Raw genomic sequence first — 20,728 nt, 5'->3', positions numbered from 1 at the left:
CAAGTGGCAGCAATCATCGATCAACAAAGGTCAGTTGACGATGCATCAGCCCGGGTTCAGGAGGTGGCGGAGAGCTCCCAGTCGAGCTCCCACAGGCGCATGGTCCCGTCGCCGCTGCCGGACAGCAGGAACCGCGCGTCCGGGGTCAGGGCCAGGCTCCACACCTCCTGGCCGTGGCCTTCGAGGACCCGCAGGCAGCGGCCGGTGCCGGTGTCCCAGATCCGGATGGCCGCGTCCCGGCCGCCGGAGACCGCGAAGCGGCCGTCGGCGCTGAGCCGGGCGACCATCGACTCGGCGGGCTGGTCCTCGAACACCCGCAGGAACTCCCCGGTGGCGGCGTCCCACAGCCGGAGCGTGCGGTCCCCGTACCGCCCGCCGGAGAGCAGGTAGCGGCCATCCGCGCTCAGGCAGACCGAGCCCACCTCCCCGGCCGGGCCGATCCCCGGGTGGGTCAGGCGCAGGGGCTCGGCATCGGTCCCTCGCCACAGCAGGATCTCGCCCGCGTCCCCGCCGCAGACCGCCTGCCGCCCGTCGGGGCCGAGGAAGACCGACGTCGGGTGTTCGCGGTGGCCGGTCAGCACCCGCAGGCAGCGGCCGCTGTCCAGGTCCCACAGGCGCAGCGCGTGGTCGCGGCTGATCGCCAGGGCGAGCCGGCCGTCGGCGCTGTAACTCACCGCGGTCGGGGAGTCCTTCGCGCCGGTGGCCGAGTCGCGGTCGGGCCCGTAGGTGTCGACCCGGCTCAGCCGCTGCCCGGTGTCCACCGACCGGACGAGGATCTCGCCGCCGCCGCTGGACACCGCCCGCCGGCCGTCGGCGCTCAGCCCGACGGCGCCCACCAGGGGCTTGGCCAGGTCCGGCAGGCGGGTGCCGGAGGTGAGATCCCACAGCCGCACGGGGCCACCGCCGCAGCCGGCCACACCGAGCCCGCCGTCCGCGGAGATCGCCACCGAGTACACGTGCGGGGCGCCCTGCCCGGCCAGGACGTGCACCGGCCAGGCGCCCCGCAGACCGACGCGGGTCGTGCAGCGGGCCAGCTCGCGCCAGGCGGAGAGCACCGCCGGCGCCCGCTCGAAGCCGGGGACCGTCCGGGCCCGGGTGAGCAGGTCGAGCGCGGCGGCGTAGCGGCGTTCGGCAGCGGCCTGCCGCGCCCCGGCCAGCAGCGCCCGTACCTCGCCGTCGAGCCGGTCCAGTTCGGCATGCCGGCGGGGGCGCACGACATGCATCGGGGCGCGGTGGCGCACGGCGGGCGTCAGCTGCCACCAGCGGGCCGTGTTGTCCTCGCCCGCCGACAGCGCCGTGCCCGCGTCCGCGCCCAGCTGAACGGCCGCGACGCGGCCCTGGTGCCCCTTGAAGGTCCGCAGGCAGCGGTAGAGCGCGAGATCCCACAGCCGTACGGCGCCGTCGCCGCCACCGGTGACCGCATAGCGCCGGTCGCCGCTGAGCGAGAGCGATCTGACCTCGGCGACCGGAGCGGTGAGCTTGCGGACGCACCGGCCCGCGCGCAGGTCCCACAGCTGGATCGTCAGCCCGGGCGCGGCGGTGGCCGCCGTGCGTCCGTCGGGGCTCAGCCAGATCGCGGTCGGGCCGTCCCCGACCGCCAGGTCGAGCAGATGGCGGCCGCCGCGCAGGTCCCACAGCTGCGTGGTGGCGCGCTCGCGGCTGCTGACCAGGGCCAGGCCGCCGTCCGCGCTCAGTTCGACCAGGCACAGGTCGTCATCGCGGCCGGCCGGGGCCGGGCCGAGCTGCTGCCTGAGCCTGCCGCTGGGGAAGTCCCAGACCCAGAGCCGGCCTTCGACGACACCGGCCGCGGTCCGTGCATCGGCGGCCAGTCGCAGCGACTGGACCCGGAAGAGCCGCCGGCTGCCCGGTGGCGAGAAGCTCCGCAGGCAGTGGCCGGTCGTCAGATCCCAGAACCGGACGTCGTTGTCCGGGCCGACCGAGACCGCGAAGCGGCCGTCCGCGCTGACATCGACACTGCTCAGCCACGAGTCGAGGCCCTCCAGGCTGCGCGTCGCGCGACCGGTGCGCAGGTCCCAGAGCCGCACGGCCCGCACCGGGCCGTCGTGGCTGCCGTATCCGGTCAGCGCGTGCCGGCCGTCGGGGGTCAGCCGGATCACCAGCCGAAGCGGGCTGTTGAACAGCGGATGCCAGGTGATCGAGCGGGTTCCCACGCCCCGGTTGTCCGGCGCCCTGCCGGCTCGGAGCACCTCCTGGGCGGCCCGGATCTCCACCTCGCCGGGGCGCTCGGCCGCGATCCCGTCCAGGAGCGTGCGGGCACCGTCGAGATCGCCGCGCTCCAGGTGGACCTGGGAGAGCAGGTACCGGGCCTGCCAGGGATCGCCGGTGCCGGCCCGCAGCGCGTCCAGGTCCGTGACCAGGTCCTCGTCGGTGATCTCCCCGCGCCGCCAGCGGAACAGGCCGCGGTTGTAGGTGGCGCTCAGGTGCCGTGGGTCGGCCTCCAGCGCGGCCGCGAACGCCTGCTCGGCGTCGGCGAACCGCTGGAGGTCCAGCAGCGACAGCGCCCGGTTGTTGAGCTCGTCGGCGCGCAGGTCGGCCGCGACCGGGGTGGGCCGGGGATACCGTTCGCCCGTCACCCGCTCGTACACCAGGGCCAGTTCGGCCGCCACCTCGGCCGTGGAGTGCGGGCGCCGGGCCGGGTCGTGGTCCAGGCAGCGCTGCAGCAGATCCGCCAGGCCCGCGGGCATGGCCGGCAGGTCCTCGCTGCGCGGGCCGGTGCGGTACAGCTCCAGGGCCGCACCGGCGACCGGGCCGACGTACCAGGTCACGCCACCGGTGAACATCTCCAGCACCGAGACGGCGAAACTGTAGACGTCGGTGCGCCGGCTCAGCCTGTCGCCCGCGAACTGCTCCGGGGAGGCGTAGACCGGGGTCATCCCGCCGGAGAGCACCGGCAGGCTGACACCCGGTTCGCCAGGTCCGGTCGGTCCGTCCGCTCCGCCAGGTCCGCCCGAGCCGCTGACGGGATCCGGGGTGACCGGCCGGGCCCGGGCCAGGCCGAAGTCGGTGATCTTCGCCGTGCCGTCCCGGTCGAGCAGCACGTTGGCCGGTTTCACGTCCTGGTGCACCAGGCCCTGGTCGTGGGCGTGTTGCAGGCCCCAGGCGAGCTGGATCGCGACATCCAGGATGCGCGCCCGTACCTCCTGCGGGGTGCCCCGGTACAGCCGCCGGTCGCGGATGTGCTCGCGCAGGCTGCCGCCGTCGACGTACTCGGCGAACACCCGGGGTATCCCGTCGATCTCGCGCACGTAGTGGCAGCCGCAGACGTGCGGATGCAGGCCCAGCGAGACCCAGGTCTCCGCCTCGGCCGTGAACTGCTCCCGCTCCCGCGCGGAGCGCAGGAGCTCCGGGCGCGGCGACTTCACCGCCAGATCCGATCCCCACAGCAGGTGCCGGACCCGGTGCACCAGCCCCATCCCACCGGCCTCGTGCACTCCGGTGACCTCGTAACGGTCGTCGATCACATCACCGATCTGCCACGCCATGGTTGCCCCCGCAGGTTCCGCTCCGGTCCTGTCGAGGAGGAGGACGCCGTGGGGCGGGCATCGGTTCACGACCCGGTTCTGCTCAGCTCCGGTTGTGGTCGCCGGCCGAGCCGTCGATGAGCTCGCGCAGGATGTCCACGTGGCCCGCGTGCCGTGCGGTCTCCGTCGTCATGTGGATGAGCACCCAGCGCAGCGACACGGCGTTGCCGGAGTAGGAGGTGCCGAGGTCCTCGAGTCCGAGCTCGCCGATCACCGTGTCCGCGGCGGCGCGGGCACGGGCGTAGAACGCCAGGATGTCCGCGGTGGACTCGTGCGGCTCCACCCGCATGTCGGAGCTCTCGTCCACCTCGAAGTCGAAGGGCAGGGGCCCGCTCTCGCGGCCGAAGGTCTCGCAGAACCAGCCGAGTTCCGCACCTCCCAGGTGCTTGACCAGGCCCAGCAGGTTCGTGCCCGACGGGGTCATCGGCCGCCGCAGCTGCTCGTCGTCAAGGCCTTCGAGCTTCCACAGCACCGCATCACGATGCCGGTCCAGGGCAACGTGCAGGCTGGTCTTCTCATCGCCGGTGTACGGCACACGCTTTGTCATGCGCGGACGGTAGCAGCCGCTGGACCACCGCAACCAGGCCCGGGCCCGGCGTCGGCTGCCGTCTGCGGGCCGTACGGTGGATCATGGCTGTGGGGGCACCCGCCCCACCCGCCGGCCCGGGAGGCCCGCCATGATCACCCCGGCTCTCGACGCCGCCACCCTGGAGAAGCTGATCTCCGCAGCCGTGGCCGCGCCGTCCATCCACAACAGCCAGCCCTGGCGCTTCCGGCTGACTCCCGAGGCCGCCGCGGTGGAGGTCCGCGCGGCCCGGGAGCGGGCGCTGCCCGCCGTCGATCCGGAAGGCCGCGCGCTGTACATCTCGGTCGGCGCCGCCGTCCTCAACCTGCGGATCGCCGCCCGGGCCCTGGGCTGGGCACCCCGGGTGCGACTGCTGCCCGACCCGGGCGAGCCCGACCTGCTGGCCACGGTCGTCCTCGACCAGCCGGCCGGAGCCACGCCCGCGGTGAGCCCGGAGCTGCAGGACGCGATCTGGCGCCGTCACTCGCTGCGCGAGCCCTTCACCGACCAGGTCGTGCCGAACACCGTGCTGGCGGAATTGGCCGAGGCGGCACGAGGGGAGCAGGCCTGGCTCGACTTCCCCGACAGCGGCGAGCGCCACCGGCTGCTGGAGCTGACCGCCGAGGCCGAGCGCCGCAGCGTCACCGACCCGGCCCGGCGTGCGGAGAGCCGCTCCTGGATCCAGGGCCCGGGCGGGGGGTCCTACGGCATCCCGCCCGAGGCACTCGGCCCGCAGGATGCGGCCGGCCGCATCCCGATGCGCGACTACTCCGGCCTGCGCCCCGCCGAGCACCAGGCACCGGCCACCTTCGAGGCCGACCCCTGCCTGGCGGTGCTCTCCACCCTGGGCGACCATCCGGCGGACTGGCTGCGAGCCGGGCTGGCGCTGGAGAACGTGCTGCTGCACGCCACCGTCCACGGGGTGCGCGCCACGATGCTGCACCAGGCGCTGGAGTGGTCCGCGCTGCGCTGGGAGGCCCGCGATCCGGAACGCGGACCCGGCGTCGTGCAGATGCTGCTGCGCCTCGGCTACGGGCCCGAGGGCGCGCGCACGCCCCGGCTGGCCGTCTCCGAGGTGCTCGACGCGGACGGGGCGACGGACGGGGCGAGGGACGTCGGCCATGTGACGGCACCCGACCGTGATCACCCGGGCGGACGGGCGGACGGGCGGACGGCGGACGGCGGACGGCGGACGGGTGGACGGGTGGACGGGTGGACGGGTGGACAGGTGGCTGAGCGGCCGGTCGCACGGCTCAGCCCATGGTGAAGTCGAAGCTGTCGGAGTTGTAGTAGTCGGGCAGTTGGACCAACGGGGAGCCGATCCTCGGCAGGTCGCTCGGGGCCCAGTTCTGGGGGCCGAGCAGGTGGGCGGAGTAGGCGCTGGCCGGCACGGTGGGCAGGAACCACAGGCGGAACGAGCCGGGGGCCGCGTCCGAGGTGAACCGCCACAGCTGTTCGGTGCGGCCCGGGTCGGAGCGGCAGGGCTGCAGGGTGACGGTGACGGTGTCCCCGCCGTCGGCGGTGCCGTCCAGGCACTGGCCGGTGCCGGTGTTGCGCAGCTGGAAGGCGTCCTGATCGACCATCAGCCGCTGCCAGACCTGCGATCCGTCGCCGGTGCACTGCTGGAGCTGCACCGCGAGGAACCCGTCGCCGGTGATGCCCACGCAGAGCCCGGAGCTGCTGTTGACCAGGCGGAAGCCGGCGGTGCCGGTGGACGGTGACGGGCTCGGCGAGGGGCTCGGCGGGGGGCTCGGCGCAGGGCTCGGGGAGGGCGCCGCGCTGGTGGCGGAGGGGGAGGGGGAGGGCGAGGGGCCGGCCGAGGCCGACGGGGTGGGGGAGGGTGACGGGCCGACCGTGACCCACGCGGTGGGGGAGGCCGTGGGTGTGGCGGGAATGCCGCCGATCGTGGGCGAGGACGTGAGCGAGGCCGGTATCAGGATGCTGCCGGCCAGCGGCGCGTGCGTTCCGGCCGCGTCCACGGCCTCCACGATCACCCCCGCCACCACCAGGGCCGCCAGCCCTCCCGCGCCCACCACGACGGTGAACACCAGCAGCCGCCGCCGGTCCACCAGCCGCTCGCCGCCGTGCGGCCGACGGGCCCGGGAGAGCACCGAGGGCGCCGGCGCGGCCGGGACCGCGTCCGCCTCGCCGGTCCACAGCAGCAGGGCGCGCAGCAGGACGGGCCGTTCCCAGGCGTGGATGGCGGTGAGGTCCGCGTGGGCCTGCCGGCAGCGGGCGCAGCGGGCGAAGTGGCGGTCGAGCTCCCGGGCCTCCTGGGTGGCGCCGCGCCGGACGGCCTTGCCGAGCGCGCCCAGCAGGTGGCGGCAGGAGCGGCGCGGGGTGCGCGGGAGATAGGCCTGCAGGTAGGCGTCGTGCAGGCTCTGCCGGGTCAGCGTGTCGGGGGTGCCGGCCGCGGCCGGGCGCTCGGGCGGTGTGCCGGCGGTGGGCGGTTCCTCCAGGTAGGGCCACAGGTCGGCCTGGCGCGAGGGCGGCAGACTCAGAAAGGCCTGCAGCAGGGTCGACGCGGACTCGGCGGCGGCCGCCGCCTGGGCCGCGGTCCGGGCCCGGCCGGTGGCCGTGCGGGGCAGGGCGTCCAGCCAGGCGGTGAACTCGGCGGTCAGCTCGGCGCGGCGCGGGGTGTCGGCCCAGGCGGTGGCGGTGCGCCGGGCCTCGGTGAGCAGGCACGGGCGCCAGGCGCGGCTCGGCCCGGTGCCGGCCCGGACCGCCGCCAGGGTCCGGGCGATGGCCTCGTCGGCGAGTTCCCGCGCGCTCTCGTCCTGCGCGCAGCACAGCCGGGCGTAGGCGACCACGGCGGCCCGGTGGCGGCGGGCGACCTCTTCGGCGGCCGGGTGGCCCGGACCGTCGCCGGCCCGGATGCGGCGCGCGAGTTCGGCATCCGTGGTCGCGGCGGTCACCGGATCTGACATCTCATCTCCTCCGCGGCTTCCAAGGGTGATCCGCGGTCCTTGGGAGGTACGCGGATTCCTTGGGAGGGACGCAGTCGAACGGGCGGTGCCCAGCGTGGGAAGCGGCGCCGCGGCAGGCCGGTCGACGAATGCCGGCGCGGGACGGGGAGTTCCGTACCGGACCGGAATACCTCGACGGGTCATGCCGGTCGGGCAGCCCTCGGACCACCCGAATTGCACGGCCGAGCCTGCGACCGGGCTGCGGGTGGCCAGTTCCTACCAGCTGGTAATGGATGGTGACCGCAGCGGAGTTCCCACGTCAAGTTCCCGGTGGTCCGGGACCGATGAATACCCGGGCTGTGAGACAATTTGTCACTACCGATTGCCGGACTGTCCGTCGGAAGAAGTACGGGAATAACCGCGGCGGTCATTCGGCCGGGGAATTCACCGGCCGGCGGACTCCGCGGCTCTTCGCCGCCGATGGCGCCAGGCGCGGCCCAGGGTCCGGCGCGAATCCGCGGCCAGGCCGAGCGCCACCTCCACCCGGGCACCGCCCAACTCGCTGCGCTGGATCCGCAGGTGACCGCGGGTGGACTGCGCTGCGGTCCGCGCGATGTCCAGGCCCAGACCGGTGGAGCCGCCCTTGCTCACCCCGCGCGAGAGCGCGCTGTCCGGGTCCTCGATCCCGCGTCCGCCGTCCTCGACCACCAACAGCACGCTCTGGGCGGTGCGCTGGACGCTCACCGCGAAGGCGGTCCCGTCGGGGGTGTGCCGGAACACATTGCCCACCAGTGCGTCCACCGCGGCGGCCAGATGGTCGTCCGGCAGGCGCACCGGCGTCGGCTCGTCGGTCGCCTCGAAGGTGCAGGTGCGGCCCTGCTGTTCGGCCAGCACCGACCAGAAGCCGACCCGGTGCCGGGCCAGTTCGGCCACCTGGCAGGTCTCGTCGGCCCGCCGTGTCTCGCCGGAGTGCCGCTCGGAGCGGGCGGGCGAGGCGCCGCGCGGGGCGGGACCACGGTCGACGCCCACCGGCCGGGTGGCCAGCGGGGTGCGCGCGGCGACGATGATCTCGTCCAGTTCGGACTCCAGGTGGTGGATGGCCGCGCTCAGCCGGGGCGCGCCCGGCACCGGACCGATCCGCTCGGCCGCCAGGGAGAGCGCGGTCAGCGGGGTGCGCAGCCGGTGCGACAGGTCGGCGACCAGCTCGCGCTCGGTGGCGAGCAGGTGCGCCACCCGGTCGGCCATCGTGTTGAACGCCTTGCCGGCCGCCTGGAGTTCGGGCGGACCGGTCGGCTCGACCCGGACCGCCAGATCGCCGTCGCCCAGTGCCACCGAGGCCGCCGACAGGCGGCGCGAGGCCCGCACCACCCGGGCGCCCAGCCGGTCGGCCAGCAGCACCGAGCCCGCCACCAGGCCCACGGCCAGCACCGCCATCACCGCCCAGGCCCGGGCCACCCCGCGGTTCAGCTCGGCCTGCGGCACGAACTCCTCGACCACCGACACCTGGTCATGGCCCATCAGCACGGGCTGCAGGTAGTCCCAGCCGCCCGGCACGGCCCGGGCCACCGCACTGCGGCCCCGTACGACCTGGGCGAGCAGTGCCGCCGGGGCGTGCGCGGTCCCCACCGCCTGACCGTCCGGCAGGTGGACGCAGAGCCGGCCGGCGCTGTCCAGGCCGGCCACCGTGCGCGCCAGATCGGCCGGCCCCGGTGAGAGCGCCAGGGCGGGCACCACCGCCACCGCCCGCTGCTCGGCGGTCAGCGTGGCCTGGGTGTGCACCTGGGTGCGCAGCAGCAGGGCGAGCGGGACCAGGAAGGACAGGGTGACCATCGAGGTCACCACCAGGGCGACGGTGGCGAGCGTGGCCCTCACAGGGGGGACACCAGTTTCACGCCCACGCCCCGGACGGTGTGCAGGTACCGCGGCCGCGAGGCCCGCTCGCCCAGCTTGCGGCGCAGGCAGGACAGGTGCACGTCGACGGTCTGCTCGTCCACGTACGGCTGGCGCCACACCTCGGCCAGGATCTTGCGCCGGGAGACGACCCGGCCGGTGTTCCTGGCGAGGAAGGCCAGCAGGTCGAACTCGCGGCGGGTCAGGCCGACCTCGCGGCCGGCCAGGTGGACCGTGCGCGCCAGCGCGTCTATCCGCAACTCGCCGACGACCAGGGGCCCCTGCGTCGCACCGGAGTACTCCCCGGGGGCGCCCGGATCACCCGCGTCCAGTGCGCCACCGGCCGCCGCGCAACGCCGCAGCACGGCGCTGAGCCGGGCCACCAGCTGGCCACCGGAGAAAGGCTTCACCAGGTAGTCGTCGGCGCCCGCATTGAGCAGCTTGATGATCTCCGCGTCGTCGTCGCGGGCGGTGGCCACCAGGACCGGCACCTGGGAGAGGCCGCGGATCATCCGCAGCGCGTCGGCGCCGTCGATGTCGGGCAGCCCCAGGTCGAGCACGACCGCGTCCGGCTGCCACCGGGTGATCTCGCGCAGCGCGCCGAAACCGTCGGGAGAACTGCGCACCAGGAGCTGGTGGCTGGTCAGCACGTCGATCAGCGAGGCGCGGATTACGGGGTCGTCTTCGACGACGAGGACGGACGTCATGGCGCTCACCGTAGCCGAATTCCCGACCGGGTCGAGAGCGCGTCCGGTCTGCTGATTCGGTGGCAATCCGCTCACCTGGGCGGAAAGTTAAGCGGAATCTTAGGTGTTCATGTGTGCCACCTGTGAGTGGCGATTCCGGCGCCGGAACGCTGCTACGATCACGCCGGTCGCAATGGCGCGGGGCGGTCAATCGCCCGGGTATTCCGGCGGCCTGCCCGGGTATTCCGCGAGCCGGTGCCCGCCGCGCGATGCCGGGCGGGGCAGGGCGAACCAGACCTGTTTTCCGTCCGCCGTCCGGCGGGAGCCCCAGCGGCCCCCGGACAGCGCGTGCACGATCCGCAGACCGCGGCCGCTCTCGGCCAGCGAGGGTAAGTGGCCGTCGAGTTCGCCGCTCCGGTGGCCGGGCCCGAGCCCGGGCGTGGTCGCGGGCGTGGGTGTGGTCGCGGGCGTGGGTGTGGTCGCGGTCGGGGAGCCGGGCGGGTGGCCGGGGCCGGGCAGGTGCGGGTCGCCGTCGTGCACCTCCACCCTGACCGCCGCGGCGGTCACCACCAGACGCAGCCGCCCGGCTCCGGGGGCGTGCCGGTGCGCGTTGGCGACCAGTTCACTGGCCATCAGCACGGCGTCGTCGGCCGCCTCCGCGGGCACCCGCAGTGCGGCGAGCGCCGCGCGCAGCCGGCGGCGCACCGGCGAGGTCGGATTCGGCTCCGCCGCCGTCCAGGCGTACAGGGTGCGGTGGAGCTCACTGTGCCGCGGCCGGTCGGGCGACTCGCGGGTGGCGGGGGCCGCGCCCCGCGTCGCGACCTGGGTGGGGCCGGGCGCGGGGCGCGATGACGGTCCGCTCAGAATGCTCAACTCCTCTGGCAGAAGCGGATGGTCAGGGACCGCGGCGGCCGGGTGTCAGGGCCGGTCGGCGGGGCCGCTGGTGGTGCCATTGCTGGTGCTGCTGGTGCTGCTGGTGGTGTCACTGGCGGTGCGGGCGGTGATGCGCTCGGGGTGGCCGGTGGTGCGGGCGCTGGTGTCGGTGGCGGACACCGGCGCCTTGCTGGGCGGCATCGGCGCCGCGGTCAGCAGGACCTGGGCGTAGAGGCTGCCGGAGGCCAGCACCAGGCCGACGATGACCGGCCAGCGCATGTTGCGGCGGGCGGGCAGGCTGAGCAGACGGTGCAGTTCGCCGCCGTGTGCCCGGGTGATGGCGCGGGCGGCGGCCCGGCGGCGACGGGGTGCGGCACGGCGGCTCATCGGCGCCTCCTCCTTGAGGTCAGGGTGCGCGGCATCGGGCCGATCCGGCCGATGGCGTCGCGGTAGTCCAGTAGTTGACTCGGCATGTCGAAGGCCACCGCCGCCACCAACTGGCTGCCCTGCGCGGTGTCCCGGTGGTACGTCGCCACAAAGCTCTCCGAGCGCAGCGAACCCTCGACGACCTCCAGCCGCTCGCCCAGCGCCGGCATGCCGACCGCCTGCAGCCGGGTGCCGTGCTGCTCCGACCAGAACCGCGGGACGGGGGTGAAGCGCGCGGCCTGCTCAGGGCCCTCCAGCAGTGCGTCGGCGGCGTGCTGACCCATCTCGACCGCGTGGATCAGGTGCTCCACCCGCCGGGGCGTGGCGTCGAAGCGCGCGTTGGGCCAGCGGGCCACGTCGCCCGCCGCCACGATGCCCGGCACCGGCCGGCCGACCGCGTCCAGGACGTGACAGCTGGCGTCGCACAGTACGCCGTCGGCCACGTCCAGCGTGCTGCCGCGCAGCCACTCGGTGCGCGGCACACTGCCCAGTCCCAGGACCACGAAGTCCGCGTCCAGCAGCTCGCCGTCGTCCAGCCGCAGCCGCAGCCCCGAACCGGTGTCGCGCCAGTCGGCGATCTGGGTGCTGAGCCGCACGTCCACCCCGGCCCGGGCCTGGATCCGGCCCACCACTTCGCCCAGCTTGCTGCCCAGCACCCGGCGCAGCAGTGGGGCGCTGTGCACGATCAGGGTGACTTCCATCCCGAGATCGCGTGCGGTGCAGGCGAGTTCACAGCCGACGAAGCCGCCGCCGAGGATCACCACGTGGTGCGCCCGGGCCTGCTGCATGGCCTGCTGGATCGCCGCGGCGTCCGCCAGGGTGCGGACCGTGCGGAGCCGGTCGCTGATGACCGGCGTGCTCGGCAGGCGCTTGGCGTCCACCCCGGTCGCGATCACCAGGCCGTCGTAGGGCAGCCGTTCACCACCGCGCAGCTCCACGGACCCGCGCTCGGTGTCCAGGCCGAGCAGTTGGGTGCCCAGCAGCCAGTGCGCGTCGAGCGTCTCGTCGGCCCGGAAGGTGAGGTCCTCGGCGCCCAACTCGCCGGCCAGGAACTGCTTGGACAATGGTGGACGACTGTACGGTCGGTGCAACTCCTCACCGACCAGCACGAGTTCGCCGTCGTAGCCGCGCTCGCGCAGCCGGCCGGCGGCACTCAGACCGGCCAGACCGCCGCCGGCGACCACGATCCGCCGGTAGCCCGCCGACCGCACCCGCGCAGCGCGGCGGCGGGCACCGGGCGGAGCCGCGTCGCTGATCGCGATGGCCTGCATCGGGCAGCAGCGCACCGCCTGGCGGGCCCGGGCGGCCAGCCGGGCCGGGACGGTGCCGGTGTAGTGCAGCGAGCCGCCCTCGGAGATGCGGAAGACCTCGGGCGCCTCCTGCTGGCAGATGCCGTAGATGTGGCACCGGTTGTTGTCGACACTGACCTTCACCGGCTGGGCCTCGGGGACGAGCCGGTCCACCGGCAGGGGCAACTCCTCGACCGTGAGCGCCGGGCCGACGGGCGCCGGCTCGTCGGCGAGGATCGGCGACTCGGGCCAACTCGCCGGCTCCGGCAGCTGGTCGGGCGCCTGGCCGCTGACCGGCGGTGCCTGCGTCAGCTGGTACGGAATCTGCGTCAGCTGGTGCGGCGCCTGCGGCGGCTGGTCCGGCATCTCGACGTATGCCGCGGGCGCCGGGTACCCGGTGGGCACGTGGGCGAGCGGATACGGGGTGCCGGGCGAGGCGTGCCACTCGTCCGGCGGGACCGGCAGGAAGGTGGGCGGCTGGTAGGACAACTGCGGCGGAGACGGTGCGAACTCCGGCAACGTCCACTGCTCGTGTGTGAGCTGCTCGTGCGGGAACGGCTCGTGCGGGAACGGCTCGTGCGGGAACGGTTCGCTTCGCGGCCACCACGCCTGGTTCGACCAGGCGCCCGGAATCGTCGTCATCGGATGTTGTCCACGGCTTTCGTGAAGGCCCCCTGGCGCAGCCGCGAGGGGGAGGGGAGCGCCCGGATGAGGAAGGCGAGCAGGCAGCCCAGGGCACCGGCCGCGATCCCGACCGCGACGAGGTTGAGGTGCCGCGGCTCCGGGTGCACGGTGATGATGTGCAGCCAGATCAACACGAAGGCCGCGTAGGCGAACTGATGGAACTTCAGCCAGCGGCGGTAGCCGAGCCGTTGCTGCAGCCACACCGAACAGCCCACCGCGATGGCGAGTTCGGTGCCGAGGATGCCGAAGCCGACCGGCATCCGTTGCAGGCCGCCGGTGAACGGGACCAGCAGATTGGCCAGTTTGAGGTCCCAGACCGGCTGGTAGGAGAAGGTCAGGCCGTGCAGCGCGCCGAAGGTGAGCGTGGAGAGGGAGAGCGTCATATGGGCGCCGTACACCGTCCTGCGGTTGACGTGGCGCTGAAAGTACCGCATGCGGAGCACCACGCCCAGCACCATCGTGGCCACCATCAGCGTGTAGGAGACCATCGCGGTGAGCCGGGCGATCCTGTGCACGCCCACGTCGTACGGGATCCCCTTGTCGTAGGCGTCCAGCGGGGAGCCGGGGATGGGCGCCGTGGCCGAGGCCGGGTGGGCCAGGAGCAGAACCAGCGCCAGGGCGAGGACCGTCGTCACGGCAGCCGCCGGCACGACACCCGCCGGCCCGACACCCGCCGACACGGACGGGCGGACGTGGCTACGGACGCGGTCTGACGGAGTGCCGGCATCGCTGGGGGGCACTGCGTCGGAAAGCAGGGTCATGGGCTCCTGACTCCGTGGTTTCTTGCGAGGCCGGGGAAGAGCCGGCCCTCCCAGGCGGGGGAGGGCCGACAGCGCTGATCGTAGGGTCACCGCCGGGCCGCGATCGGCGTGTGCAAGTGCCGCTAACCAATCCCTAAGGTTGCGCTCACCTGCCGGTCGAACCGACTCGATCGGGCCAGGTGAGCGCAACCTTAGGGATTGGTTAGGGAGCCGCGCGGGGGCTGTTTCGGCCCGGGCGCGCTCCTACGATCACTGGCGTCCCGTCGCTCGGCCAGAGACCGTCCAGAGGACACCCAGAGACCACCCAGGGGTCGCCCGGGTCGGTGCCGCCCGTTTCCAGGAGAGTTGCGTATGCACCAGCGTTCACCTCAGCGTTCATGTCAGGAATCACCTCATGGATCACCTCAGGGATCACGTCGGCGTTCCCGTCTGCACCGGGCCCGGGGTCGCGGCCGCCGGGCGCTCACGCTCAGCCTCGGCCTCGGCGGCGTGCTCAGCGCGGGCGCCGCCCTGTTGGGGGTCTCGTTCGCCGCGACCACGCCGCCCGCGCCGCCCGCCCAGCCGAACCCGAACTGCACGCTGACCGTGCCGGCCGACCCGCTCACCGCCCAAGGGCTGGCCACCCCTTATGTGTTGGCCGCCACCGACCCGGCCCAGGGCCCGTGCCACGAGACGAACGCCAACCAGTCGGCCTTCGTCCAGGCCACGGTGCTCGACCCGGCCACCGGTGCGCTCTCCGTCTACAATCCGCTGGTCGTCGACCGGGGGAGCACCCCGGCGATCGCACCCGTGCGACCCGCACTGCCGCAGAACGCGGTGGTCGGCATCTGGTTCGGCTTCAACGGCGGCGTGCTCGCGCTGAACGGGCGTGACGCGGGAGGAAATTGTGTGGGCGGGACGCCGGGTGGCCAGCCCTTCGGCCAGTTCGCCTACTGCGCGGCGCCGGCCTTCTTCGCCGCCGCCAACACCGCCGAGCAGGCCGGGAAGCTCACCGTCCCGTCGCCCGGCACCGGCAAGGACGGCCAACCCTGCCTGACCACCCGGGACTTCGGTCTGGTCGATCAGGATCAGAGCGACAACGTCACCGCCGAGTACCTGGCCACCGCGCGCGGGCAGACCGCCCAGAAGACCAAGCGGAACGCCGCCCGGCTCGGCCGCACCCGGACCATGGGCAACACCACCGCGCTGCTGAACGGCAGCGACAACCTGCTGCTGGACAACTTCGAGGACCCGGCGCTCGGTTGCACCCCGTGGACGGTCCCCGACCTGGCCGACCCCGGCAGCAGCGTCACCGCACTGGCCCTCAACGAGCTGCAGGCGGCCAAGTACCAGGCCGCGCCGGTCGCGGTGGTGCCGTTGAACGACCCCATGGTGCTGGAGAACGGCAAGCAGAGCCGCAACAAGACCAACCTCTACCGGGTCGGGGTGGACCAGCCCCCGCTCGGCGCGAGCGCCAACGGGGACCCGAAGGCCTACTGCGCCAGGGTCGCCACCGTCGGGGCCAGGCGCATCGCGCTGGACCAGCGGTTCACCGTGACCGCCGTCTCGCCGCAGGACGGCCAGAACCTGTTCGAATTCCTCAGCCAGCGCCTGGCCGCCTCGCTCACCAACCTGGGCTGCCGGCAGGCCGGTTCGTCGCCGACCGCCACGGACGCGCCGAGCGGCGGCAGCGCCGTCCCCACCCAGGAGCCAGCGCCGGTCAACGGACCATGAGCCGACCCTTAGCGGTACCGAAAGTTGTCGGTCATCGGTGGCCCGACCGCCCGCCCGCGCCTACGCTCGTTCCTGCGACCCGGCCCGCGGAGCACGGCACCCGGGCCCCGCCACCTGCCTCACCCGGTCGGCCCCAGCGTGGCTTCCCTGCTCCTCAACCTCCAACAGAGAGTGGACCGTTATGCCGGAGAACACCGATACCGCCGCGACCGCCGAGAGTTCCGCGCGGTCCGCGAGCACCCCGCCCCTGGTCAGCACCCGCCGCGTCGTGCTCTGCGGCGCGGGTGGTGCGGCAGCCCTGGCCCTGGCCGGGTGTTCCTCGTCCGGGTCGTCCGCCTCCGGGTCGTCCGCCTCCGGCACGGGCATGGCGGCCGCGCCGTCCATGGGTTCGAGCGACGACACGGGCATGGGTGCCTCCGGTGCCGCCTCGATGGGCGCCTCCGCCGGGTCGACGGGCTCGGCGTCGGGCTCGGCGTCGGGCTCGGCTTCCGGTACGGGCGCGGGCACCGTGCTCGGCAAGGCCGCCGACGTCCCGGTGGGCGGCGGCACCGTCTTCGCCGCCGCCAAGGTGGTGGTCACGCAGTCAACGGCAGGCCAGTACAAGGGTTTCAGCGCGGTCTGCACCCACCGCGGCTGCACCGTCTCACAGGTGGCCAACGGGGTGATCATGTGCCCTTGCCACGGTAGCGAGTTCAAGATCGAGGACGGCTCGGTGGCGAAGGGCCCGGCGACCTCCGCGCTGGCCCCGGTCCCGGTCAAGACGCAGAACGGCACGCTGGTCGCCGACGTCTGACCCCCATAGCGACCGACCGGCGCACCCCACGGCGCCGGTCGGTCCCCCCGGGGCAGCTCGCCGAGGCGTTCTGGGCTCGCCGAGGCGTTCTGGTCCGGCCCACCCGCAAGGAGCAGCTCCGGCGTGGCTGATCACCGGGACCGGCCGGCACGGCACAGACTGGTCGGATGCCACAGAGCAACCTTTCGCTGCCGCGCCGCCGCTTCCTCGCGGCGGGCGCCACCGCGCTGCTCGGTCTCGGTGTGTCGGCGGGACCGGTTGCCGCGCGGGCCCGGTCCCTGCCGACGCCCGAGAGCGAGGTCGACGCCGGTCCCATGGTGATGGCCCTGACCTTCGACGACGGCCCGAGCCCGCAGTACACGCCGCAGGTGCTGGACATCCTGCGTGGCCACGACGTCCGGGCGACGTTCTTCGTGTGCGGCGACAACGTCCGGACATACCCGGACGTCATCCGCCGGATCATCGCGGAGGGGCACGTGCTGGGGAACCACACCTGGTCCCACCCGCACCTCGACGACCTGTCCGCCGCCGATGTCCGTGACCAGATCGAGCGCACCCAGGACGTCGTCACCGAGATCAGCGGGCGGACGCCGGTACTGTTCCGCGCCCCGTACGGTGACTTCGCCGATGCCGCGCTGGTCGTCTGTGCCGACCTCGGGCTGCGCCCGATCTCCTGGTCGGTGGACCCGACGGACTGGGCCAATCCCGGAGCCGACGTCATCGTCGACCGGGTCCTCGCCGGTGCCGCCACCGGCGCCATCGTGCTGAACCACGACGGCACCGAGGGCGGCGACGACGATCCCGCACCCGGCAGCGGCGGCGACCGCTCCCAGACGGTGGCCGCCCTGCGGAGCTACCTGCCGCAGCTGATCGACGACGGCTACACGTTCACCACGCCCGACGCCCAGGAGTAGAGGCGGTGCGCGCTGTCGCCCAGGCGGGTGGCGTAGAGCGTACGGGCCGGACCGCCCGCGAGCTCGTCGGTGGTGGTGGTGATGCCGACGACCGTGCCGACGCCGGTCCTGGTGTCGAACCGGGCGAGGTGGGGGCCGCCGCTCGCCCCGTGCGACATGTCGCAGGGCTCACCCCACAGGAGGGGGGCCTTGGGGCCGGGCTCGGCCGGTCCGGCGCAGTGGATCATGCGTGATCCGGCGTATGGGGCGCTGGGGTCGTTGAGCTTGCCGTTCGGGTACCCGAAGGTGTGGATGAACTCGTCCTTGACGGGCTCGGTGAACGCGATCCGCTGGCTTCCGGTGACGTCCGCGATCCGTCGTCCCTCGGCGGTCGGGTTCGCCACGAGGATTCCCGTGTCGTAGCCGGCGACGGCGACGTCCTCCGAGGTCGTCTTGCCCGGATCGGTGTCCCAACGGGAGGAGGTGGCCATGGTCTTGATGCTGAAGCCGCCGAGCGGTTTCGTTCCGTTGCGGTAGCCGGGCACGAAGTACAGGTTGTGGTTCCACGTGGTGTCGGTGGCGGGAGCTCCGACGGCCCGCAGGCAGTGCGCCGCCGTGATGACGGTGCTGCGGTTCGCGCTGTTGACGACCGTTGCGGTGCAGCTGCCGTCGTAGCCGTCGGAGAAGGTGAAGAAGAGACGGCCGACGCTCTTGTCCACCGCTGTGCCGTGCGTCCACACGGCCCCGGGGTCCAGCGTGTTCGGGGGAAGCGGACGCGGATCGTCAGGCGTGTTGTCGTCCGCGGGCACCGGGGTGGTCTCGGGAACCATGGCGCCTGCCAGCTTCATCCGGTCGGGGGTCCAGTAGCCGTCGATCCGGCTGCGCTCCTGGGTGGTCGTCGCGCCGGAATGCGTGGTGACGGAGTCCGGTTGCGGCTCCGCGGCGAGGGCGGCGGTCGGCAGCAGCACCGCTGCTGCCGTGGTCGCACTCAGCAGGAGGGCTCCCGCGGTGGCGAGCTTGCGGGTGCGGGGGAATGCTCGGTGTGGGGCTGACATCGTCGCCAATCCTGGTCGGGTGCGGTTCGTTTCGAGGGGCGGTTCGTTTCGAGGGGCGCGGCGTTCAGGCGCGTTCGGCGGCCTTGAACAGCGGCTCGGTGATCGCGGAGGTGAACTGCGGGCCGACCAGGTGCCGGGTGCAGGAGGCGGTGCCGGCCGCGCAGACCTGGCCCGAGGCATCGAGGTAGGCACCGAGGGTGTCGTCGCCCACCACCGTGCCGATGCCGGAGGAGGCGTTGAAGTCGGCGATGCGGGGACCGCCGCTGGCGCCGCCGCCCATGGTGCAGGGGGCACCCCACTCGCCGCGGGGCTCCGGGTGGTCCTTCGGACCGGGGTTCTCGCGGGTCCGTCCCGCGCAGTACGCGAGCCTGGCCCCGGTGTACTCGGGCAGGCCCGTGCGCGCCGGATCGCCTGCGGCCGCTCGCGGATAGCCGAACTCGTGGACGGACGCGCTGCCCGGCCGGTCGAAGCCGATGCGTTGGGCGGCGCCGACGGCGTCCTGCACGCGCTTGCCGTCGGCGTTGCTGTTCAGCACCAGGAACGCCTGGTCGTAGGCGTCGAACTTCAGGGCGTTCTGCTCGTCGTTGAGGAGCCAGGTGGCGTCGGCGACCCCGGCGCGGGCGACGAACCTGCCGTAGGGAGCGAGGCCGTCGTGGTAGCCCGGGACGAACATCTCGTTCGACAGCCACTCGTCGTTGTCGCCGAGGAGGTCAGGGCTGTTGACGCAGTGCCCGGCCGTGACGACGGTGCTGTGGTTGGCGCTGTTCACGACGGTCGCGGTGCAGCTCTCGTCCTCACCGTGGTTGGTGAAGAAGAGCCTGCCCACCGTCCTGCTCAGGGTGTCGGAACCGGTCCATGGAGCGCCGTCGGGGCCGCTCCTGGGCGGATTGCCGGAGAGCGGCGAGGTCAGGGCGGCGGTCCGCGCCGGGGTCCAGTAGTCCAGGACGGCCTGCTGCTGCGCGGCCGTGACCGCCTCCACCTGAACGGCCACCCGGCTCGGTGTGGCCCCGTCCTGCGGCGCGGCCCCGGCAGGCGCGGCAGGCGCGGCGGCCCCGGCGGGCGCGGCCAGGGCGAGGCCCGCGGCCAACGCGACTGCCGTCAGGACGGATCGGGTGCATGCTCGGCTGCGGATCCTGGTGTGGTGACCATGGGTCAGACCAGATGTCTTTGGCATGACCGGCACTGTAGGGACGAGAAGTCAGCATCCTGTCGGAGGAGAGTCTCGGCCCTTCATCGGTAGCAGCAGATTCCGGTAAAGAGTGTTTCATCCGTGTATCGGTCGCCGACGTCGCCCGGCAGCTGCCGACCGCAGCAACCGGGCGACCCGTCGCACAGTCGGCAGCAGCCGGCCGGTACCGAACTCAGTCGGCGTTGGCCACCGGCTCCAGCACGAGGACGGGGATCACCCGGTCCGTCTTCGTCAGGTACTCGTCGTAGTCCGGCCAGACCTCGACCGCGCGGGACCACCACAGCTCCCGCTCCGCCCCCTCCACCCGGCGGGCCGTCATGTCCTGCCGCACGGGGCCGTCCTGGAGCTCGACCAGCGGGTGCGCGACCAGGTTGTGGTACCAGGTGGGGTGCTTGGGCGCACCGCCCTGCGAGGCCACCACGGCGTAGCTCCCCTGGTGCTCCACCCGTATCAGCGGGGTCTTGCGGATCTTGCCGCTCCTGGCGCCGAGGCTGGTGAGGACGACGACGGGCGCGCCCTCCAGGGTCGTTCCCTCGGTGCCGCCGGAGCTCTCGTACAACGCGACCTGGTCGCTCACGAATTCGTCCGGGCTCGGCTGGTACTCGCCGTTGAGAGGCATGTGGTTCCTGTTCCGCTGGCGGAGGCTCGTGGCGGCAGCGATGGTGGCGGCCGCCCGGGACCTCGATCGGATCTGCGGCCTCCATGATCCACCGGAACGGGGCGGCAGGGAAGGAGGTGGTCTCGACCTCGTAATGGTTTTCGTTTTCATCTAGGGTAGTGTCAGATCACCGTTGGCGGTAGCCGGGGCATGTCCGCCTGCCGCCGCCCTTCTTACGCTGCTCGGAGTCACCATGTCCGCACACTGCCAACTGACCGGTCGCAAGCCCGGCTTCGGCAACGCGATCTCGCACTCGCACCGCCGAACCAGGCGACGCTTCGACCCGAACATCCAGACCAAGCGCTACTGGCTGCCGAGCGAGGGCCGCTTCGTCCGCCTGACGCTCAGCGCCAAGGGCATCAAGACCGTCGACAAGCTCGGCATCGAGAAGGCCGTCGCCGTCGTGCGGGCCCGGGGCGGGCGGATCTGAATGGCCAAGCGCAGCAAGATCGCCAAGAACGAGCAGCGCCGGGCCGTCGTCCTGCGGTACGCCAAGCGCCGCGCCGAGCTCAAGCGCCTGATCGCCGACCCGGCCACCACCCCCGAGGACCGCCTCGCCGCCCTGGCCGAGCTGCAGCGCCAGCCGCGCGACGCCAGCGCCACCCGGGTGCGCAACCGCGACGCGGTCGACGGCCGGCCGCGTGGCTACCTGCGCGCCTTCGGGCTCTCCCGGATCGGGGTGCGGCAGCAGGCGCATGCCGGGTTCCTGCCGGGTGTCCGCAAGGCCAGCTGGTAGCGCTCGGCCGCACAAGCCGGGCGCGTCCCGCGTCGCCGCGTTGGCTCTCCCGGTCCGCGCGATGCGGGG

At 73.4% G+C, this 20,728-nt stretch carries 18 protein-coding genes; 6 read left to right on the top strand and 12 right to left on the bottom strand.

The genetic code is table 11. From position 1 onward, the window contains the following. Positions 1 to 56: 56 nt before the first annotated feature. Together ACFZB9_RS08405 and ACFZB9_RS08400 are read right to left on the bottom strand one after the other, a co-directional pair. Complete coding sequence (locus ACFZB9_RS08405) at positions 57 to 3,503, bottom strand: protein kinase (RefSeq protein ID WP_391444850.1); 3,447 nt, start codon at positions 3,501 to 3,503, stop codon at positions 57 to 59. An 82-nt stretch (positions 3,504 to 3,585) separates the two neighbouring features. Beyond that, positions 3,586 to 4,089, bottom strand: a complete 504-nt coding sequence (locus tag ACFZB9_RS08400) for a DinB family protein (protein WP_391444848.1) — start codon at positions 4,087 to 4,089, stop codon at positions 3,586 to 3,588. A 130-nt stretch (positions 4,090 to 4,219) separates the two neighbouring features. Here ACFZB9_RS08400 and ACFZB9_RS08395 point away from each other — a divergent pair, with 130 nt between their 5' ends. Then, positions 4,220 to 5,374 carry an Acg family FMN-binding oxidoreductase gene (locus tag ACFZB9_RS08395; protein WP_391444846.1) on the top strand — a complete coding sequence of 385 codons (1,155 nt, stop codon included), beginning with the start codon at positions 4,220 to 4,222 and terminating at the stop codon, positions 5,372 to 5,374. Here ACFZB9_RS08395 and ACFZB9_RS08390 read toward each other — a convergent pair. The 7 genes from ACFZB9_RS08390 to ACFZB9_RS08360 all read right to left on the bottom strand — a co-directional run bounded on the left by ACFZB9_RS08390 (position 5,361) and on the right by ACFZB9_RS08360 (position 13,496). Continuing rightward, positions 5,361 to 7,034 (bottom strand): RICIN domain-containing protein, encoded by a 1,674-nt coding sequence (locus ACFZB9_RS08390; protein WP_391444844.1) that lies wholly within the window; start codon positions 7,032 to 7,034, stop codon positions 5,361 to 5,363. The genes ACFZB9_RS08395 and ACFZB9_RS08390 overlap by 14 nt on opposite strands. A 423-nt stretch (positions 7,035 to 7,457) precedes the next feature. Beyond that, positions 7,458 to 8,885 (bottom strand): sensor histidine kinase, encoded by a 1,428-nt coding sequence (locus ACFZB9_RS08385; protein ID WP_391444842.1) that lies wholly within the window; start codon positions 8,883 to 8,885, stop codon positions 7,458 to 7,460. After that, the gene (locus ACFZB9_RS08380) at positions 8,882 to 9,610 is read right to left on the bottom strand and encodes a response regulator transcription factor (protein WP_391444840.1); all 729 of its coding nucleotides are present in this window, start codon (positions 9,608 to 9,610) and stop codon (positions 8,882 to 8,884) included. The genes ACFZB9_RS08385 and ACFZB9_RS08380 overlap by 4 nt, the downstream gene beginning before the upstream one ends. A 186-nt stretch (positions 9,611 to 9,796) precedes the next feature. After that, complete coding sequence (locus tag ACFZB9_RS08375) at positions 9,797 to 10,462, bottom strand: ATP-binding protein (RefSeq protein WP_391444838.1); 666 nt, start codon at positions 10,460 to 10,462, stop codon at positions 9,797 to 9,799. 45 nt (positions 10,463 to 10,507) lie between these two features. Next, the gene (locus ACFZB9_RS08370; protein ID WP_391444836.1) at positions 10,508 to 10,849 is read right to left on the bottom strand and encodes a hypothetical protein; all 342 of its coding nucleotides are present in this window, start codon (positions 10,847 to 10,849) and stop codon (positions 10,508 to 10,510) included. Next, a complete protein-coding gene (locus ACFZB9_RS08365) occupies positions 10,846 to 12,819 on the bottom strand; it encodes an FAD-dependent oxidoreductase (protein WP_391444835.1) in 1,974 nt (657 codons plus the stop codon). Before ACFZB9_RS08365 ends, ACFZB9_RS08370 begins: the two co-directional genes overlap by 4 nt. Then, complete coding sequence (locus tag ACFZB9_RS08360; RefSeq protein WP_391444833.1) at positions 12,816 to 13,496, bottom strand: ferric reductase-like transmembrane domain-containing protein; 681 nt, start codon at positions 13,494 to 13,496, stop codon at positions 12,816 to 12,818. The genes ACFZB9_RS08365 and ACFZB9_RS08360 overlap by 4 nt, the downstream gene beginning before the upstream one ends. A gap of 615 nt (positions 13,497 to 14,111) precedes the next feature. On the opposite strand from ACFZB9_RS08360, the gene ACFZB9_RS08355 reads away from it, so the two are divergent. From ACFZB9_RS08355 to ACFZB9_RS08345, 3 genes are all read left to right on the top strand, one after another. After that, positions 14,112 to 15,335 (top strand): hypothetical protein, encoded by a 1,224-nt coding sequence (locus tag ACFZB9_RS08355; protein WP_391444832.1) that lies wholly within the window; start codon positions 14,112 to 14,114, stop codon positions 15,333 to 15,335. Between the two features lie 181 nt (positions 15,336 to 15,516). Beyond that, the gene (locus tag ACFZB9_RS08350; protein WP_391444830.1) at positions 15,517 to 16,128 is read left to right on the top strand and encodes a Rieske (2Fe-2S) protein; all 612 of its coding nucleotides are present in this window, start codon (positions 15,517 to 15,519) and stop codon (positions 16,126 to 16,128) included. A 167-nt stretch (positions 16,129 to 16,295) separates the two neighbouring features. After that, positions 16,296 to 17,042 (top strand): polysaccharide deacetylase family protein, encoded by a 747-nt coding sequence (locus ACFZB9_RS08345; protein ID WP_391444828.1) that lies wholly within the window; start codon positions 16,296 to 16,298, stop codon positions 17,040 to 17,042. Here the strand turns inward: ACFZB9_RS08345 and ACFZB9_RS08340 are convergent. From ACFZB9_RS08340 to ACFZB9_RS08330, 3 genes are all read right to left on the bottom strand, one after another. Continuing rightward, complete coding sequence (locus ACFZB9_RS08340; protein ID WP_391444826.1) at positions 17,009 to 18,076, bottom strand: trypsin-like serine peptidase; 1,068 nt, start codon at positions 18,074 to 18,076, stop codon at positions 17,009 to 17,011. The genes ACFZB9_RS08345 and ACFZB9_RS08340 overlap by 34 nt on opposite strands. Positions 18,077 to 18,140: 64 nt before the next feature. After that, positions 18,141 to 19,250, bottom strand: a complete 1,110-nt coding sequence (locus ACFZB9_RS08335) for a trypsin-like serine peptidase (RefSeq protein WP_391444824.1) — start codon at positions 19,248 to 19,250, stop codon at positions 18,141 to 18,143. Positions 19,251 to 19,437: 187 nt separating this feature from the next. Further along, positions 19,438 to 19,884: a nitroreductase family deazaflavin-dependent oxidoreductase gene (locus tag ACFZB9_RS08330; RefSeq protein ID WP_391444822.1), complete on the bottom strand. Its 447-nt coding sequence runs from the start codon at positions 19,882 to 19,884 to the stop codon at positions 19,438 to 19,440. A gap of 232 nt (positions 19,885 to 20,116) precedes the next feature. Between ACFZB9_RS08330 and rpmB the strand changes: the two genes are divergently transcribed. Together rpmB and rpsN are read left to right on the top strand one after the other, a co-directional pair. Further along, positions 20,117 to 20,353 carry a 50S ribosomal protein L28 gene (gene rpmB, locus ACFZB9_RS08325; protein WP_184944105.1) on the top strand — a complete coding sequence of 79 codons (237 nt, stop codon included), beginning with the start codon at positions 20,117 to 20,119 and terminating at the stop codon, positions 20,351 to 20,353. Then, complete coding sequence (gene rpsN, locus ACFZB9_RS08320) at positions 20,354 to 20,659, top strand: 30S ribosomal protein S14 (RefSeq protein WP_391444819.1); 306 nt, start codon at positions 20,354 to 20,356, stop codon at positions 20,657 to 20,659. Positions 20,660 to 20,728 lie beyond the last annotated feature (69 nt).

Origin of the sequence: Kitasatospora sp. NPDC008050, from assembly GCF_042957465.1 — a bacterium.
In the GTDB taxonomy this organism is placed as follows: Bacteria; Actinomycetota; Actinomycetes; order Streptomycetales; family Streptomycetaceae; genus Kitasatospora.
The sequence above is the reverse complement of the archived record's forward strand: the minus strand, read 5'-3'. Positions and strand labels throughout refer to the sequence as shown.